Annotated in this window: 18 protein-coding genes; 14 read left to right on the top strand and 4 right to left on the bottom strand. The window is 60.2% G+C overall.

The features are described from left to right. The first annotated feature begins 177 nt into the window (after positions 1-177). The 10 genes from guaA to G3256_RS09305 all read left to right on the top strand — a co-directional run bounded on the left by guaA (position 178) and on the right by G3256_RS09305 (position 10,466). Positions 178-1,752, top strand: a complete 1,575-nt coding sequence (guaA, locus tag G3256_RS09260; protein ID WP_169640546.1) for a glutamine-hydrolyzing GMP synthase — start codon at positions 178-180, stop codon at positions 1,750-1,752. Positions 1,753-1,827: 75 nt separating this feature from the next. Then, positions 1,828-2,691: a DMT family transporter gene (locus G3256_RS09265; protein ID WP_169640547.1), complete on the top strand. Its 864-nt coding sequence runs from the start codon at positions 1,828-1,830 to the stop codon at positions 2,689-2,691. A 131-nt stretch (positions 2,692-2,822) separates the two neighbouring features. After that, positions 2,823-3,944, top strand: coding sequence for an OmpP1/FadL family transporter (locus tag G3256_RS09270; protein ID WP_169640548.1), 1,122 nt, complete (start codon positions 2,823-2,825; stop codon positions 3,942-3,944). 120 nt (positions 3,945-4,064) lie between these two features. Continuing rightward, complete coding sequence (locus G3256_RS09275) at positions 4,065-4,988, top strand: DMT family transporter (RefSeq protein WP_169640549.1); 924 nt, start codon at positions 4,065-4,067, stop codon at positions 4,986-4,988. 61 nt (positions 4,989-5,049) lie between these two features. Beyond that, a complete protein-coding gene (locus tag G3256_RS09280; RefSeq protein WP_169640550.1) occupies positions 5,050-5,898 on the top strand; it encodes an ATPase in 849 nt (282 codons plus the stop codon). A gap of 91 nt (positions 5,899-5,989) precedes the next feature. Continuing rightward, positions 5,990-6,907, top strand: coding sequence for a homoserine O-acetyltransferase MetA (gene metA / locus G3256_RS09285; protein WP_169640551.1), 918 nt, complete (start codon positions 5,990-5,992; stop codon positions 6,905-6,907). Between the two features lie 4 nt (positions 6,908-6,911). Next, positions 6,912-7,871: an alpha/beta fold hydrolase gene (locus G3256_RS09290; RefSeq protein ID WP_206040820.1), complete on the top strand. Its 960-nt coding sequence runs from the start codon at positions 6,912-6,914 to the stop codon at positions 7,869-7,871. Between the two features lie 49 nt (positions 7,872-7,920). Then, entirely contained in the window at positions 7,921-8,790 is an 870-nt protein-coding gene (ppk2, locus tag G3256_RS09295; protein ID WP_169640552.1) for a polyphosphate kinase 2, read from the top strand. Further along, positions 8,783-9,400 carry a TetR/AcrR family transcriptional regulator gene (locus G3256_RS09300; RefSeq protein ID WP_169640553.1) on the top strand — a complete coding sequence of 206 codons (618 nt, stop codon included), beginning with the start codon at positions 8,783-8,785 and terminating at the stop codon, positions 9,398-9,400. Before ppk2 ends, G3256_RS09300 begins: the two co-directional genes overlap by 8 nt. 139 nt (positions 9,401-9,539) lie before the next feature. Next, positions 9,540-10,466, top strand: a complete 927-nt coding sequence (locus tag G3256_RS09305) for a VPLPA-CTERM sorting domain-containing protein (RefSeq protein WP_169640554.1) — start codon at positions 9,540-9,542, stop codon at positions 10,464-10,466. Positions 10,467-10,614: 148 nt separating this feature from the next. Here G3256_RS09305 and rpsI read toward each other — a convergent pair whose 3' ends face one another. The 3 genes from rpsI to G3256_RS09320 all read right to left on the bottom strand — a co-directional run bounded on the left by rpsI (position 10,615) and on the right by G3256_RS09320 (position 13,159). Further along, complete coding sequence (gene rpsI / locus G3256_RS09310) at positions 10,615-11,118, bottom strand: 30S ribosomal protein S9 (RefSeq protein ID WP_169640555.1); 504 nt, start codon at positions 11,116-11,118, stop codon at positions 10,615-10,617. A 2-nt stretch (positions 11,119-11,120) separates the two neighbouring features. Continuing rightward, the gene (gene rplM / locus G3256_RS09315; RefSeq protein ID WP_169640556.1) at positions 11,121-11,582 is read right to left on the bottom strand and encodes a 50S ribosomal protein L13; all 462 of its coding nucleotides are present in this window, start codon (positions 11,580-11,582) and stop codon (positions 11,121-11,123) included. Between the two features lie 161 nt (positions 11,583-11,743). After that, positions 11,744-13,159, bottom strand: a complete 1,416-nt coding sequence (locus tag G3256_RS09320; protein ID WP_169640557.1) for an aminotransferase-like domain-containing protein — start codon at positions 13,157-13,159, stop codon at positions 11,744-11,746. A gap of 93 nt (positions 13,160-13,252) precedes the next feature. On the opposite strand from G3256_RS09320, the gene G3256_RS09325 reads away from it, so the two are divergent. The 3 genes from G3256_RS09325 to G3256_RS09335 all read left to right on the top strand — a co-directional run bounded on the left by G3256_RS09325 (position 13,253) and on the right by G3256_RS09335 (position 14,493). Continuing rightward, on the top strand, positions 13,253-13,486 hold the full coding sequence (locus tag G3256_RS09325; protein WP_169640558.1) for a DUF1127 domain-containing protein: 234 nt from the start codon (positions 13,253-13,255) through the stop codon (positions 13,484-13,486). 200 nt (positions 13,487-13,686) lie between these two features. Continuing rightward, a complete protein-coding gene (locus G3256_RS09330) occupies positions 13,687-14,079 on the top strand; it encodes an ester cyclase (protein ID WP_343044335.1) in 393 nt (130 codons plus the stop codon). A 42-nt stretch (positions 14,080-14,121) separates the two neighbouring features. Further along, positions 14,122-14,493 (top strand): gamma-glutamylcyclotransferase family protein, encoded by a 372-nt coding sequence (locus tag G3256_RS09335; protein ID WP_169640560.1) that lies wholly within the window; start codon positions 14,122-14,124, stop codon positions 14,491-14,493. Here G3256_RS09335 and G3256_RS09340 read toward each other — a convergent pair. After that, positions 14,448-14,891, bottom strand: a complete 444-nt coding sequence (locus G3256_RS09340; protein WP_169640561.1) for a PaaI family thioesterase — start codon at positions 14,889-14,891, stop codon at positions 14,448-14,450. The two genes, G3256_RS09335 and G3256_RS09340, sit on opposite strands and share 46 nt — an antisense overlap. A 365-nt stretch (positions 14,892-15,256) precedes the next feature. On the opposite strand from G3256_RS09340, the gene trmFO reads away from it, so the two are divergent. Next, the gene (gene trmFO, locus G3256_RS09345; RefSeq protein WP_169640562.1) at positions 15,257-16,609 is read left to right on the top strand and encodes a methylenetetrahydrofolate--tRNA-(uracil(54)-C(5))-methyltransferase (FADH(2)-oxidizing) TrmFO; all 1,353 of its coding nucleotides are present in this window, start codon (positions 15,257-15,259) and stop codon (positions 16,607-16,609) included. Positions 16,610-16,668 lie beyond the last annotated feature (59 nt).

Raw genomic sequence — 16,668 nt, forward strand, 5'->3', positions numbered from 1 at the left:
CCCGTTCATGATGCTTGTGTGGTGCTATCGCAATTCCCGGGGCCGGCGCGCGCCGGTTACGTCCTTGGCGGGAAAAAAGCGACATCAGGCGTCTGCGGGCCGGTGGAAACGCCAGATCATGCGCTGCGCATCATACCGGGGCTTGTCACCGGCAGCGCGCGCGCCTAATCAGCAGGTATGAGCACACCTGATCACGACCGCCTCCTTATCATCGATTTCGGCAGCCAGGTCACGCAGCTGATCGCGCGGCGTCTGCGCGAGCTGAACGTCTATTGTGAGATCCACCCCTATCAGAATGTCACCATGGATATGGTGCGTGAGATGGCGCCGCGGGCGGTGATTTTTTCGGGCGGGCCGGACAGTGTGACGCGTGAAGGCTCTCCGCGGCCCCCTGAGGGAATTTTTGACTACGGCGTGCCGATCCTCGGGATCTGCTACGGACAGCAGGTCATGATGCAGGAGCTGGGCGGCCGCGTCGTCGGTGGCAAGATTTCCGGCGGTGGTGGCACAGCCGAGTTCGGGCGGGCTTTTGTGACACCTGCGGGCGGGCTTGATCTGCTTGATGGCTGGTTTGAACATGGCCCCGAGCAGGTCTGGATGAGCCACGGCGATCATGTGGCAGAACTGGCACCGGGTTTCGAGGTTTTCGGCACTTCGCCGCACGCCCCCTATGCCATTACAGCGGATCCCGAACGTCACTTTTATGCAGTGCAGTTTCATCCGGAGGTACATCACACCCCCCGCGGGGCAAAGCTGTACGAGAATTTTGTGCGGCTTGCAGGTTTCACCGGTGACTGGACGATGGCGGGATACCGCGAACAGGCGGTTGAACAGATCCGTGAACAGATCGGCGACAAACGGGTGATCTGTGCGCTATCAGGCGGCGTGGACAGTTCGGTGGCCGCTGTGCTGATCCATGAGGCGGTGGGCGATCAGCTCACCTGTGTCTTTGTCGATCACGGGCTGCTGCGCAAAGACGAGGCCGAAGAGGTCGTGGCAATGTTCCGCGATAACCTGAACCTGCAGGTCATTCACGCCGATGAAACCGAGCTTTTCCTCGGCGAGCTCGACGGGCAGTCTGACCCCGAAACCAAGCGCAAGATCATCGGCCGGCTCTTTATCGATGTCTTCCAGAAATATGCCAATGAGATTGAGGGCGCCGAATTTCTGGCCCAGGGCACGCTTTATCCCGACGTGATCGAGAGCGTGAGCTTCTCTGGCGGACCGTCGGTCACGATCAAATCACACCATAACGTGGGCGGGCTGCCCGAAAAGATGGGTCTGAAACTGGTGGAGCCGCTGCGCGAGCTTTTCAAAGACGAGGTGCGCGCACTGGGTCATGAGCTTGGCCTGCCGGCGCATTTCATTGCGCGTCACCCCTTTCCGGGCCCGGGTCTTGCCATCCGCTGCCCCGGTGAAATCACCCGCGAAAAACTCGACATCCTGCGCGAGGCCGATGCGGTCTATATCGACCAGATCCGCAAACACGGGCTCTATGACGAAATCTGGCAGGCCTTCTGTGCGATCCTGCCGGTGCGTACCGTGGGCGTCATGGGCGACGGGCGGACGTATGATTTTGCCTGTGCCCTGCGCGCGGTCACATCCGTCGACGGGATGACGGCGGATTATTACCCCTTCACCCATGAATTTCTGGGCGAGACGGCGACCCGGATCATCAACGAGGTGTCGGGGATCAACCGTGTAACCTATGACATCACCTCAAAACCGCCCGGTACGATCGAATGGGAATGATCCCGGACGGGCGGTCGGATACCCCGGCCGGCCTTCTGCGTCGCCGTCAGATACCCCGCCTGTGAGCCCGGTCGCGTGAGCCCTGTCGTCAAAGCGTGCCTGTGGATGCTGGGTTCTATTGCCTCGTTTTCATCAATGGCCGTGGCCGGACGGGAGCTGTCCGGCAAACTCGATACGTTTGAGATCATGATGTACCGCAGCCTTTTCGGTGTGCTTATCGTGGTCATCGTTGCGGGGATTGCCGGCACCTGGCGGCAGGTCAACACGCAGAGCCTCAGACTGCACACTATGCGTAACCTTGCACATTTCACCGGGCAGAACCTGTGGTTTTATGCGGTTACGGCGATCCCGCTGGCGCAGGTCTTTGCGCTGGAGTTCACCTCTCCGCTCTGGGTCATTGTGCTCTCGCCGCTGGTTCTGGGGGAGCGGCTGACGCTGATGCGCGGGTTTGCGGCGGTCATGGGTTTTATCGGTATTCTGATCGTGGCGCGCCCGGATATGGCCGGCATAAATGCAGGCGTGATCACCGCGGCCTCCTCGGCGATCTTTTTTGCGCTGACCATCATGTTCACCAAAAAGCTGACCCGCACGCAGAGCATCACCTGCATTCTGTTTTACCTTACCGCCATGCAGCTTGTCTTTGGCGTGATCGCCGCAGGCTATGACGGGGATATCGCGCTGCCGGACGCGACGGGTCTGCCTTTTGTGATCGTGATCGGGGCGGCGGGCCTGATGGCGCATTACTGCATGACCAATGCGCTGGCGCTGGCACCGGCCACGGTTGTGGTGCCGGTCGATTTCATCAGGTTGCCGGCCATCGCGGTTGTAGGCATGCTGCTTTACGGTGAGGCGCTTGATCTGTGGGTCTTCGTGGGCGCGCTGGTCATATTTACCGGCAATTATCTCAACCTGTGGTCTGAAACGCGCAGCCGGGCTTAATTCTACGTAACGTCACAAATCTCATTTCCCCTGCGTAATCGATTGACCGGTAAATTATTCGTGCTTATCTGCGCCAACTTTTCGGCAATGGTGCGGTTAAAGTACGGGCAATCTTCTGGGGAGGAGATTCTATGAGAGTATATTTCGGAAGTGTAACAGCTTTATGTCTGGCGACAGGCACAGCTTACGCCGGTGGCATCGAACGCTCACCACAGTCTGTGGGCCCGCTCTTTGAAGAAGGCCGCTATGTCGAATTCAGCTTTGCAACCGTAAGCCCGGATGTGTCCGGTGTCGGCGGTCTGATTACCCCCGGTGTTGCCTCCGGTGACATGACGGAAACCTATCAGCAGTACGGTTTTGCCTATAAGGCGGATCTCAACGACACACTGTCCTATGCGCTGATTTACGATCAGCCATACGGTGCCAATGTGAATTATCCCACAGGCACAGGGTACTTCGCCCAGGGCTCGCTCGCTGAGTTTGATTCCAATGCGCTCACCGCGATCCTTCAGTATAACTTTCCCAGCAAGCTCAGCGTCTACGGTGGTCTGCGTTACCAGTATATCGACGCGAATGCCTTCGTACCTTTCGTGACCGGCGGCGGCCCTCTGGCCGGTACGCCCTATGAGGCGAACGCGGAAAAGGACGGCGGTGCAGGCTATCTGCTGGGTGTTGCCTATGAGCGTCCCGAGATCGCTCTTCGCGTGGCGCTGACCTATCAGTCCACGATCAAACACGAGCTGGATACAACTGAGTCCTCCGTGCTGGGCCTGAATGTGACGTCGACCACAGAAATCGAAACGCCGCAGTCGCTGACCCTGGATTTCCAGTCCGGCGTGGCAGAAGACACTCTGGTCTTCGGATCAATCCGCTGGGTCGACTGGTCTGCCTTTGAAATCGCGCCTGAAAGCTATGTGGGCCTCGTCGGCTCGCCGCTGGTGTTCTATGCTGACGACCGCATTAAATACACGCTGGGTGTCGGGCGCCGTCTGAACGAGAACTGGTCCGTAGCGGCCTCGGTTAACTATGAGCGCACCACCGGATCCCCTACCGGCAACCTCGGCCCGACCGATGGTCAGCTGGGTCTTGGTCTTTCTGCTGTCTATACAGTGGACAACATGAAAATCACCGGCGGCATCAGCTATACCGATATCGGTGAGGCCAACACCATCGTTGGCGCTGCCATCCCGGGCGGTGTCTTTACCGATAACGATGCCGTCGCTGTAGGCTTCAAGATCGGTTATTACTTCTGACCGCCTAACGCGACTTCACGTATATGCAGCATGACCCCCGCAGCCCTTCGTGGCGCGGGGGTTTTTGTTTGAGCACGATCCGGGTCGTGCGGCCCCTGCCCCTTCGGTAAGGCTCAAAGCATGATTGAACAGAAATCCATATCCGCGCGGGCCTGGGTCGCGATGCTGGCCCTTGGCACGATCTGGGGCGCATCCTTTGTTTCCATCCGCATCGCACTGGATGAAATCGGGCCGCTCACCACTGTGGCGCATCGCACATTCTGGGCGATGCTGGTGCTCTGGGGTGTGGTTCTGGTGATGCGCATCCCTCTGCCGCGGGATCTGCGCACCTGGGGGGCGTTTTTTGTCATGGGGCTGCTCAATAATATGATCCCTTTTGCGCTGATGGCCTGGGGGCAGCTGCATGTGACAAGCGGGCTCACATCGATCTTTAATGCGGCCACAGCCATCTTCGGCGTACTGGCGGCGGCGGTTTTCTTTGCCGATGAACGGCTGACAGCGCGTAAAATCACTGGTGTGCTGCTCGGCTTTGCCGGCGTGACCACGGCGATCGGGCTGAACAATCTGACGGAGTTTGACATCCGCTCGCTGGCGCAGCTTGCGATCCTCGCCGGCACTGTATCCTATGCGCTGGCCGGGGTCTGGGCGCGCACCTATCTTTCCGGACTGCGTCCACAGATGGCTGCGGCGGGTATGCTGACCGGATCGAGCCTGATTTCGGTGCCGCTGGCCTCAATCGTCGAGGGACCTCTCAGCCTGGCGCTGCAGCCGGATACACTGCTCGCCATCGGGTATTATTCGGTGATCGCGACGGCGCTGGCTTATCTGCTGTATTACCACGTTCTGTCGCTCGCGGGCTCTGGTAACCTGATGCTGGTGACACTGATCATCCCGCCGGTGGCGATCACGCTGGGCGGGCTCCTGCGGGCCGAACAGCTCTCACCCAATGCCTGGGCAGGGTTTGCCCTTCTGGCGCTGGGGATGGTCGTGCTTGACGGACGGTTGCTGCGACGCATCAGACGGGCGCGCGCCGGGGCGGGCTGATTGACGCATCACCGCCGCCCGGCTAGGAGTTGCGGAACTTCATTCAGGCGGAATCCCGGACATGCTTTATTCTTCTGCGGCAGACTGGCGCGCGGCACCGCGCAAATCGGTGCTGGTTTACGGCATGTCGGGGCTCGGCAAGACACATATGTCCAACCTGCTGCGCGCCAGCGGGTCGTGGTTTCACTATTCGATCGATTACCGCATCGGTACGCGTTACATGGGCGAATACATCGCCGACAATGCCAAGGCCGAAGCGATGAAAGTGCCGTTCCTGCGCGATCTGCTGATGAGCGACAGCATCTATATCGGCTCCAACATCACCTTTGAAAACCTCTCGCCCGTCGCCACCTATCTGGGCAAACCGGGCGACCCGGAAAAAGGCGGCCTGCCGATGGCCGAATACAGCCGCCGCCAGGATCAGTTCCGCAAAGCTGAAATCGCAGCCCTGCATGACACCGCGCGCTTTTCGCGCCGCGCCGAGGCGCTTTACGGCTATCCCAACTTTATCTGCGATACCGGCGGTTCGATCTGTGAGTGGGTGGATCCGGCGGATGAGAACGACCCGCTGCTGCGCGAACTTTCCGCGCATTGCCTGATGATCTGGATCCGCGGAGACGATGCCCATACCGCAGAGCTTATCCGCCGCTTTGACCGCGCTCCGAAACCGATGGCCTACCAGCCCGCTTTTCTGGCGGCTGTCTGGCAGGAATACCTGAGTGAAAACAAATGCTCAGAGGGTGATGTTGATCCTGACGACTTCATCCGTTTCACATACGCCCGAGCGCTCGCTCACCGGCAGCCGCGCTATGAGGCGATGGCAAGGTGGGGAGTGACCGTGACCGCCGATCAGGTCGCAGGCTTAAAGACCCCGCAGGATTTTGACGATCTTATTGCCGGATGCCTCTGACACCGTCACCCCATTGTGACGGCACCCCCCTTGAGAGCGGCTGCGCCAGGCGCTATCTGACCACACTCTGACATTTGCCGGGAACGCTTCGATGCCCATCAAGATACCTGCCGACCTGCCCGCCTATGACGTGCTGACACGCGAGGGTGTGATGGTGATGGACCCCGACCAGGCCGCGCGTCAGGATATCCGCCCGCTGCGCATCGGACTGCTCAATCTGATGCCGAAAAAGATTCAGACCGAGAACCAGTTTGCGCGCCTCATCGGCGCCACGCCGCTGCAGATCGACCTGAGCCTGATCCGTATGTCCGAGCACCAGACGAAAAATACCGCAGCCGAGCATATGGAGAGCTTTTACCGCCCCTTTGAGGAGGTCCGTGACGAAAAGTTCGACGGGCTGATCATCACCGGCGCGCCGATCGAGCATCTGGAATTTGACGCCGTGACCTACTGGGACGAGCTGCGCCAGGTGATGGACTGGACGCAGACCCACGTGCATTCCACCTTTGGCGTCTGCTGGGGCGGGATGGCGATGATCAACCACTTTCACGGGGTGAAAAAGCACATTCTGGATGCCAAGCTTTTCGGCTGTTACAGGCACAGCAATCTCGCTCCTGCCTCGCCCTATCTGCGCGGGTTTTCCGACGATTGCGTGATCCCGGTGTCGCGCTGGACCGAGATGCGGCAGGATGAGATAGACGCTGCCCCCGGGCTCACGACACTGCTGGGCAGTGATGATGCCGGTCCCTGTCTGGTCGAGGATCCGGGCCACCGCGCGCTCTATATCTTCAACCATTTTGAATACGACAGCGACACGCTGAAACAGGAATACGACCGCGATGTGGCCGCCGGCGCGCCGATCAGTGTGCCGATGAACTACTACCCGCAGGACGATCCGTCGCGCAAACCGCTCAACCGGTGGCGCAGCCATGCGCACCTGCTCTATGGCAACTGGCTGACCGAGGTCTATCAGGACACGCCGTATGATATCGATGCGATCGGGACTTAAGCGCATGGTCGTGGCGCTGCTGATCGCTCTGGCGCTTTTTGCCGTGGTCCAGTGGCGCGCCGCCGAACGCGAGATCACGGCGGAGGAGACGTATCCCGCCGCAGGGCAGTACATCGATGTGGACGGCACCCGCATCCACCTGACCGTCACGGGTCAGGGGCCGGATATCGTTCTGATCCACGGTGCGAGCGGCAGCCTGCGCGATTTTACCTTTGATGTGGTGAGCCGGCTTGAGGGCGATTACAGGGTCATCGCCGTGGACCGGCCCGGAATGGGCCGCTCTGACCGGCCGGAGGGGTATGGCGGTGCGTGGAACACCGCCGCTGAGCCGCCCGCGTTGCAGGCGGACCTGCTTCAGGGCGCAGCGAATGCAGTGGGCGCGGAAAATCCCATCGTCCTGGGTCATTCCTATGGTGGTGCGATTGCGCTCTCCTGGGCACTGACACGGCCCGATGACACGGCAGCACTGGTGCTTCTTGCGGCGGCGTCAAACCCCTGGCCGGGCGAGCTTGGGCCCCTGTACCGGATCAACGCATCGCCTGCAGGCAGCGCGCTGGTGATCCCGCTGATCACGGCCTTCACGCCGGAAAGCTACATCCGCGACATCGTCGATACCATCTTTGCGCCCCAGCACGCGCCCGATGGCTATCTGGATCACTTCGGGCCGGAAATGACACTGCGCCGCGGGACGATGCGCGCAAATGCCCAGCAGGTAAACAGCCTCAAACCTTATGTGACTGAGATGAAAGACCGCTATCCGGGCCTTGATCTGCCGGTCGAAATTCTGCACGGAACCGAAGACGACACCGTGCCGATGGATATCCACTCAGAGCCGCTTTCCCGGCAGATCCCCGGCGCGGTGCTCACCCGGATGGAGGGTGTGGGGCATATGCCGCACCACGCAGACCCTGATGCTGTGGTTGACGCGATCAACCGCGCCGCCGCCCGCGCGGGTTTGCGTTAAGCCGATTAACATCCCATATAGGTTACAGAATATAACAAACGGAGGCCCTATGGAGCTGCCTTTTGACGGTGCGATCAGTGCCTTCTTCGAAAATGATGCCCCTCAGCACGTGCGCGAAGCGATCCGTGCGCAGGATAAGGGCCCTATTCTGACCGCCGATTACCCCCATTCCGATCGTCTGGGGCGCAAAACCTATGAGCGCGATCTGGCCGCACTGCAGATTGAGCTGGTGAAAATGCAGTCCTGGGCCAGGGAAAGCGGCGCCCGGGTGGCGATGGTCTTTGAAGGCCGGGACGGTGCGGGCAAAGGCGGCACCATCAGCCGCCTGCGCACCAATCTCAATCCGCGTGGCGCGCGCATTGTGGCCCTGCCGAAACCCACTGAAAAAGAACAGACCCAGTGGTATTTCCAGCGCTATGTCGATCATCTTCCGGCCGCCGGCGAAATCGTGTTCTTTGACCGCAGCTGGTACAACCGTGCCGTTGTCGAGACGGTTTTTGATTTCTGCACCGATGCGCAGCGCGCTCATTTCTTTTCTCAGGTCACCCCTTTTGAGCAGATGCTGGTGGATGACGGGATCATCCTGTTCAAGTTCTGGCTCAATGTGGGCCGCGCCGAACAGCTGCGCCGGATGCTCGCGCGCGAACATGACCCGCTGAAACAGTGGAAACTGAGCCGGATCGATGTCGAAGGGCTCAAAAATTGGGATGCCTATACGCATGCCATCGGCGATACGCTGACGCGCACCCATGTGCCGGATGCGCGCTGGACCGTGGTGCGCTCGGACGACAAACGGCGTGCGCGGCTCAATGTGATCCGCAGCGTGCTGCATGGTATTGACTACACACACAAAGACACCGGTGCGCTGGGGGCGATCGATACGGCGATCTGCGGGGGGCCTGACATCTGGCATGCCTAAACGCGGCTATCATCACGGCAATCTGCGCCAGGCGCTGATCGATGCGGCGCTGCAGCTGATTGAACTGCGCGGGCCCACCGGCTTTACGCTGTCTGAGGCGGCAAAACAGGCCGGCGTCACACCCGCGGCTGTCTACCGTCATTTTGACGGGCGCGAGGATCTGATTGCTGAGGCCGCGCGCCAGGGATATGAGATGTTCGCCGAATTGATGGAATTTGCATATGAAAAAGGCCAGCCTTCTGCACTGGCGGCCTTTTCCGCGACCGGGCGCGCCTATCTGGCCTTTGCGCGCAAATATCCCGGCCACTACATTGCGATGTTCGAAAGCGGCATCAGCGTGAACCGCACGCCGGAACTGGCAGCGGCCGCGACGCGGGCCAGTGCGGTTCTGGAAAAAGCAGCAACAGATCTCAGCCAGCACATACCCGAAGACAAGCGCCCGCCCGCGTCGATGTTCTCGGCGCATATCTGGGCCATGAGCCACGGGGTCGTCGAGCTTTTTGCGCGCAACTCCCCGGGACGCGCGTCTCCCTTCCCGCCGGATGATCTTCTGGAAACAGGCATTGGCATTTACCTGCGTGGCCTGGGCCTGATTTCACCGGATCAGTAAACGCTTACCGGAAACTCTTCGCGTATCGTCTGCGCCATTCGGCGCGCAATAATCGTTCGCCTGATCGCCCCTTCACGAAACAATGAATTCGTGATATGCATTATTGTGCTCATCAATTGTATAGTACCGGAGATTTTCCATGTCTGAATTAAAGATTCTGGCTGCAGCGGCCTGCACATTTCTCATTTCCATACCCGTCGCAGGACATACCGCGACCATCGACGTTTTGTGGACGTCCGGCACTGATGCCTATGACGCCTCCATGCAATCAGTCGCGGACCGGGCGGCCACTTATGACCCGGACGGCGACGGTGCGCTGTCCTGGAACCTGACTTTCTGGGACGGCACGTCCGACCCCGGGTTTGAAAATTATGATGCCTTTGTCATCGGCTCGACCTGCAACTCAAACGGAACCGGCAACTGTTCCGGATCAGCGGGCTTTTTCGGCAACGGCGTATATGCTGACGGTGTACTGGCCTATGGCGACGAAATTGAAGCGGCGCGCGGGGACGACAGCCGGACGTTTCTGTCCGGCCAGGACGCGGATTTCCACCAGTTCAACAACCTGCCTGGTGTCGACAACGGTCCGCAGGGTTTCATCATCAATGCGGTGAACTGGGCGGCGTCCGGTGTGGGACTCGGCATTGTCTCAATGACAGCAGACATTCCTTCCTCTTTAGGCAGTGACTGGTGGACCTTGCCGGACAGCTTTCTGGCAGATGAAATTCCCGTTGCGGATGTCTTTGCCTTCAACAGCGAGACGGTCAATATTGGTGCGGGACAGGAGAACTTTCCGGTGAACGAAGGCCTGACATCGGCGGGTCTGTCGAACTGGAGCACGTCATCGCATGCCTGTTTCAATGAAATTGCGGGCTTTACCCGGATCAATTTTGCGCCACAGGGCGCCGGCGAATGCGGCGTGACAATAGTAACATCCGGCGCCGAGGGTGGTGACACGGGCGGCGGGGACAGCACGACCAATCCCATTCCCCTGCCCGCCGGGATCTGGTTGATGATGGGTGGTCTTGGCCTTCTGGGCGCTCAAAAGCGCCGCGCCAAAGCCTGACGGTCCCGGTCGTCTGAGCAGGGCCCTGCAGGCCGGCCGCGCTCAAACCAGTGTTCGCGCCCCGTGCCGCGAAAATGAAAAAGCCGCCCCCGGAAGGGAGCGGCTTTTGTTATCTGTATTGCCGGCTGTGTTGCAGCCTGGCCCGGACTTAACGCTTGGAGAACTGGAAGCTCTTACGCGCTTTGGCCTTACCGTATTTCTTACGCTCAACCACACGGCTGTCGCGGGTGAGGAACCCGGCGGCTTTCAGAGCACCACGCAGCGACGGGTCGTAAAGTTGCAGCGCTTTGGAAACACCGTGCTTGACCGCGCCGGCCTGACCGGACAGACCGCCGCCTTTAACGGTGGCGACCACGTCGAACTGGCCTTCTGTGCCGGAAACGGTGAACGGCTGTGCCAGGATCATCTGCAGCACCGGGCGCGCAAAGTATTCGTTCTGCGGCTTGCCGTTCACGGTGACCTTGCCGGAACCCGGCCTGATCCAGACACGGGCGACCGCGTCCTTACGCTTGCCTGTGGCATAGGAGCGGCCGAGGTCATCACGGACCGGCTCACGCTGGATCGCTTCTTCGGCGGCCACGCCCTGCACGGCACCGATGTTTTCGGTCACAACGTCTTTGAGATCTTCGAGTGTGTTGATTTCGTCAGCCATGCTCATGCACTCCGGGTGTTTTTGCTGTTCATGGATGCGACATCCAGAACTTCGGGGCTCTGGGCCTCGTGGGGGTGATCACCACCTGCATAGACGCGCAGGTTGGTCATCACCTGACGGCTCAGACGGTTGCCGGGCAGCATGCGCTTGACGGCAAGGGTCACGACCCGCTCAGGGTGTGCGCCTTCGAGGATCTGCGCTTTGGTGCGCGATTTGATCCCGCCGGGGTGACCGGTGTGCCAGTAATGGTGCTCGTCGCGCTTCTTGCCGGTCAGCTGGATCTTGTCCGCGTTGATGACGATCACGTTGTCTCCGCAATCCATATGCGGCGTGAAGGACGGTTTATGTTTGCCGCGCAGGCGCTGTGCGACGATCGATGCGAGACGGCCCAGAACAACGCCTTCAGCGTCGATCAGGATCCATTTCTTGTCGATATCTGCGGGTGTTGCAGAAAAGGTTTTCATGGACGGTTCCCCGTTTAGGATGGAAAGCCGCGCAGGGCGCCCGGCTCGTAATCTGATCGGGTGGTTATACAGGCGAAATTTTTCACGTCAAGCGCGGTGATGCGGGAATAAATAAGCAAAAACAAAGAGATGTAAAATAGGTAATATTTTACCCCAAAATATTATACGGTCAGTTGTTCAGGGGGATTATCGAGCAGATGGCGCAGGCGCAGCACGGCGGCCTCAAAACTTTTCAGCGAAACACCGGCGTTGATCGCAAGGCGCACGGCGTGCGGTGCGCGCGCGTCCCGGCAAACAAATTCCTCCGCTGTTCGGATCTGCACGCCCTGTGCCTCGGCCGCCTGACAAAAAGCCCCCGACCGCCACCCCAGCGGCAGGCGCAGCCACAAAAACGGAACATCCGCCCGCCAGGAAACGTCATAGCCGCCAAGAATATTCACCGCGCTGCGGACATACGCGCCCGAAACCCTGCTGGTCTCAGCGGCCAGCCGGTCAATCTGCGGGTGGGCAAGCAGCATCGCACAAAGGTCAATCAGCGGCGTCGCCAGCCCGAAACAGTTATATTCGGCAATCCGGCGCAGATCGGGCGTGCGCCCCTCCGGGGCAATAGCAAAGCCGATCCGGAGCGCCGGCGTCAGCGTCTTGGCAAGTGAAGAGACATACCACCCCCGCTCCGGTGCGAGCATCCGGTAGGTGGGCGCGCGATCGACGCGCATACGGTAACAGTCATCCTCCACAATCTGCAGATCGTTGCGCCGGGCGACCCCCACCAGAGCTTCGCGGCGCGCCACGGGCGTGAAAATGCCGGTGGGATTATGAACTTCGGGCGATGTGCAGAAAACCTGTGCGTCGTATTTTTTCGCTGCTTCTTCGAGGGCTTCAGGGATCACGCCCTGAGCATCCATCGCCACCGGGATCACATCTGCCCGCAGCAGTTCCGCAGCCCTCCGGAAGCCGGGATAGGATAACTCCTCGATCAGTACGGCTGGTTTGCTGCCGCGCAGGATCGCCTGAAAGATCAGTGACAGGCCGTTCTGCCCGCCATGAGACAATACGATGTCGGTCTCTGAAAAAGCGCCCAGCGGTGTGCCTGTGAGCCAGCGCACAACGGCCTCACGCGCAGGCTTTGCACCGGTTCGGCTGGGGTAATGCATCATCCCCGAGGGCGGATCCTGCGCGACACGTCCCAGCATCTCCCGGATCAGCCTGTCCTGGCCTACCGCCGGAAGGTGCGGCGAAAACATACTCACGGCAAAAGGGTTGTCGTTTTCTTCGGCGCGGTGCGAAATCACATCAATCTCAATCGGAGCCTCGGCGGCAGGCACGGGCACCGCCGGCGCAACGAATGTTCCGCGCCCGATTTCTGCGTTCAGCGTCCCGTTTTCGGTGAGGATTTTATAGGCCCGCGCGACGGTGCCCGGGGTGATCTTCAGCGTCCAGGCCAGTTCCCGCACCGGCGGCAGCCTGTCATTCTCCGACAGGAGCCCCGCTTCAATGCCGCGCCGGATCATCTCCATAACGGCTTTGTACTTGGGCCCCTGCCCTTCGACCTGTTCAGGCCGCCAAATTGTACCCATTACAATATTTCCGTAGCGAGGGTGTGTGAAGTATCGTATCAGTACAGTATGGCAAATCCGCCATATTGTGTCAATACAATACAGGAGATCCCCATGACACAGGATATGACCCTCTCGCCCCGCACGCTGGACTATCTGAACCGTACCCGTACGGTTCCGATGCTGTCGCTGATCGCGGTCGAATTCGCGGTCTGCCTGTCGCAATGGGTCACGCGGCGCCGCACAAGGCAGGCGCTCCGGCAGCTGACGGTCTGGCAGCTGGAAGACGTGGGGCTGACACCTGAGACGGCTCATCGTGAGGCATCAAAGGTGTTCTGGCGCGCGTAGCCTCCCCGGTACGCGCAACAGACCTCTTCCCTTCGGCCGGGCCAGTCCCGGCCGCTTTTTATTGTGCAGCCCGCGGGTCCGGCTACATCACAGACCAGTTGCTTTCCGCTGCTGCCGCAGTAGGCTGAGGTTACTTTAAACGGCGATCTGCCGGATCTGACTTTTCAGAAAGAACTGATATGACCCTCAAAGATACAGCAATGAAATTTTTCGATGCATGCGAAACCGGGAAAGGCTGGGCTGCCTGCGCGCAGTACTGTGCCCCGGGTGCGTCTTTTTCGGCCCAGGCCGGCGCACTGGGCGACGTTACCACGCTTGAAGGTTATGCGGAATGGATGAAGGGTCTGCTTGTTCCGCTGCCGGACGGACGGTATGAGCTTATGGCAGTCGGCGTGGATGAGGATCGCGCGAGTGTCTGCATCGCCGCCACGTTTCACGGCACTCACACTGTCGATGCGGGAGGCAACCCGCCCACCGGCAAATCCGTGGCCTCTGAATACGCCTATGTGATCGGCTTCGAGGGCGACAGGATCACCCACATGACCAAGATCTGGAATGACGTCTATGCGGTTCAGGCGCTCGGATGGGCGTAATGCCGGTTGTTTTGCGGTGCCCGACCGCCTGTAAGGCGGCGTGTGACTGACGACGCAAGAAGTCACAGGCGCCTTCTTGTCTATGGCACGCTGGCGCCCGGTGAGATCAATCACCACTTGGTGCAGGCGCTCGCGGGGACGTGGAGCCGTGCCACGATCCGGGGGCATCTGGACATCACAGGCTGGGGAGCGTCGCATGGCTGCCCGGGGTTCATTCCGGATCCCGGAGGCCTCGAGGTCAAAGTGCACCTTTTCACCTCCGATGATCTGCCGGCCCACTGGCAACGCCTCGATGCATTTGAAGGCGCCGATTATTGCCGCAGTGTGATCGTGGCGGAGACTGAAAGCGGCCCGTGCCGGGCCTGTATCTACGCCTTTACCGCATCGCCGGCAGGGCGTGGTGGCAGCGCATAGGTCAGGCCGGCCCGCGCCACGAGCTGGTCAGAGCCATCCGACCTGATCCGCACATCCGTCACCGCAAGCTGGCGCCCGAGCTTCAGCAGTGTGGCCTCAGCGATCAGATCTTTGCCTGCCGCCGGTTTGCGCATGAAATCGATCGAACAGTTTGTCGTGACCGCCAGCGCCTCCCGCCCGATCATCGCCAGCGTCACGATGTAGGCCGCGACATCGGCCAGCGCGAACATGGACGGCCCCGAGATCGTGCCACCCGGACGCAGATGTTTGTCCGCCGTCACCAGACGAACGCGCGCTGCATTCTCAGCCACTTTTTCGATGATGAAATCCCCGTCGACCTGGGGAAAAACCTCTTCGAGAAACGTTCCGATTTCCGCGGCGCTCAGTTGTACCGGCATCTGTGCTCTTCTCCCTGCCCTGTTCGCCGAGTTTCGCGAAATCTGCGGCCAGAGCAACCCGTCTGCGGGCAGCAATCTGCGCAGGTGCGATTGTTTCCAATACGGGGGTTCAGCGTTTCTAAAACTATCCTTCCAATTCAGGCGGTAAAGTGGCACTTCTGAGGCGAAGGGTATGCGTACCCTGCGACTGTTTTGGGTCGCTGCCGGCGGAGGGTCCCTCCGGGTCAGTCTCTCCTGGCCGACATTCCCGCGGCGGCGACCCCAAAAAACTTTTCATCTTTTTATCGGCGTGCTTCCGGACGGGTGGGTGTGGCATCATGCGCGACGCTGTTGCGCCGGACCCCCGGCTGTTTTAAACGGCGGGTATGACACAGGAACTTCATATCATCGGCGGCGGCATGGCAGGCTCCGAAGCCGCCTGGCAGGCTGCAAACGCAGGCATATCCGTCGTTGTGCATGAAATGCGCCCTGCTGTCGGTACCTTCGCGCATCAGACCGGCCTTCTGGGTGAGATGGTCTGTTCCAACAGTTTCCGCTCGGACGATCATGAGCAGAACGCCGTTGGTCTGCTGCACTGGGAGATGCGCGAAGCGGGCGGGCTGATCATGCGCACGGCTGATAAACACCGGCTGCCGGCAGGTGGCGCGCTAGCGGTTGACCGTGAGCCCTTTGCGCAATCGGTAACGGATGCATTGATGGCGCACCCCAATGTGCGCGTCGAATATGGCGAAATCCGCGCGCTGCCGCGCGACGGCCACTGGATCATTGCCACCGGTCCGCTGACGTCGTCGGCTCTCGGCGAAGCCATCGCTGCTGAAACCGGCGCGGAAGCGCTGGCGTTTTTCGATGCCATTGCGCCGATCGTCTATCATGACAGCATCGATATGAGCAAAGCGTGGATGCAGTCACGTTATGACAAGGGCGAGACCGAAGAAGAGCGCACCGCCTATCTCAACTGCCCGATGGACAAAGTACAGTACGAGGCTTTCATTGACGCGCTGATCGCTGCGGATAAAACCGAATTTCACGAAGGTGAAACCGCGGGTTACTTCGATGGCTGTCTGCCCATCGAGGTGATGGCCGAGCGCGGGCGCGAGACCCTGCGCTTTGGTCCTATGAAGCCTGTGGGTTTGACAAATCCGCACCAGCCGGACGTGAAGCCTTATGCCGTGGTGCAGCTGCGCCGCGATAACAAACTGGGCACGCTTTACAATATCGTGGGCTTTCAGACCAAAATGAAGTATGGCGCGCAGGCCGATGTTTTTAAATGTATTCCGGGTCTTGAAGAGGCCCGGTTTGCGCGCCTGGGCGGCATCCACCGCAACACCTTTCTGAATGCGCCGACGCTGCTGGACGGGCAGATGCGGTTGCGTTCGCAGCCCAATATTCGCTTTGCCGGGCAGATCACCGGCGTTGAAGGGTATGTGGAATCTGCCGCTATGGGTATGCTTGCGGGTCAACTGGCCGCTGCTGAAATCCGCGGGGAGCGGCTGGAAACACCACCCGACACCACGGCCACCGGCGCTCTGATCACCCATATTTCCGGCGGGGCGGAAGCGAAAACCTTTCAGCCGATGAATGTCAATTTCGGTCTCTTTCCCCCGGTGGAAGGGCTCAAAGGCGGGCGGCGCGGCCGCAAAGACCGGTACAAAGCCTATACCGACCGGGGCAAGGGTGACTGGAAAGCCTGGCTCTCCGGGGCCATGGCGCCTGCCTGATGCGCAGGTGATCGCCGCGCTGGCTCGGCCTCGCGCCCTCCACTGGACAGTCCGGGCGA

Origin of the sequence: Roseobacter ponti, assembly GCF_012932215.1 — a bacterium.
Classification (GTDB): domain Bacteria; phylum Pseudomonadota; class Alphaproteobacteria; order Rhodobacterales; family Rhodobacteraceae; genus Roseobacter; species Roseobacter ponti.

Coding starts and splice junctions, on each gene's coding strand:
- ppk2 (WP_169640552.1), top strand. CDS start 7,921: ATGGAGCTGCCTTTTGACGGTGCGATCAGTGCCTTCTTCGAAAATGAT.
- G3256_RS09340 (WP_169640561.1), bottom strand. CDS start 14,891: ATGCCGGTACAACTGAGCGCCGCGGAAATCGGAACGTTTCTCGAAGAG.
- G3256_RS09270 (WP_169640548.1), top strand. CDS start 2,823: ATGAGAGTATATTTCGGAAGTGTAACAGCTTTATGTCTGGCGACAGGC.
- rpsI (WP_169640555.1), bottom strand. CDS start 11,118: ATGGCTGACGAAATCAACACACTCGAAGATCTCAAAGACGTTGTGACC.
- G3256_RS09290 (WP_206040820.1), top strand. CDS start 6,912: ATGGTCGTGGCGCTGCTGATCGCTCTGGCGCTTTTTGCCGTGGTCCAG.
- G3256_RS09305 (WP_169640554.1), top strand. CDS start 9,540: ATGTCTGAATTAAAGATTCTGGCTGCAGCGGCCTGCACATTTCTCATT.
- trmFO (WP_169640562.1), top strand. CDS start 15,257: ATGACACAGGAACTTCATATCATCGGCGGCGGCATGGCAGGCTCCGAA.
- G3256_RS09275 (WP_169640549.1), top strand. CDS start 4,065: ATGATTGAACAGAAATCCATATCCGCGCGGGCCTGGGTCGCGATGCTG.
- G3256_RS09325 (WP_169640558.1), top strand. CDS start 13,253: ATGACACAGGATATGACCCTCTCGCCCCGCACGCTGGACTATCTGAAC.
- guaA (WP_169640546.1), top strand. CDS start 178: ATGAGCACACCTGATCACGACCGCCTCCTTATCATCGATTTCGGCAGC.
- G3256_RS09320 (WP_169640557.1), bottom strand. CDS start 13,159: ATGGGTACAATTTGGCGGCCTGAACAGGTCGAAGGGCAGGGGCCCAAG.
- rplM (WP_169640556.1), bottom strand. CDS start 11,582: ATGAAAACCTTTTCTGCAACACCCGCAGATATCGACAAGAAATGGATC.
- G3256_RS09280 (WP_169640550.1), top strand. CDS start 5,050: ATGCTTTATTCTTCTGCGGCAGACTGGCGCGCGGCACCGCGCAAATCG.
- G3256_RS09330 (WP_343044335.1), top strand. CDS start 13,687: ATGAAATTTTTCGATGCATGCGAAACCGGGAAAGGCTGGGCTGCCTGC.
- G3256_RS09300 (WP_169640553.1), top strand. CDS start 8,783: ATGCCTAAACGCGGCTATCATCACGGCAATCTGCGCCAGGCGCTGATC.
- metA (WP_169640551.1), top strand. CDS start 5,990: ATGCCCATCAAGATACCTGCCGACCTGCCCGCCTATGACGTGCTGACA.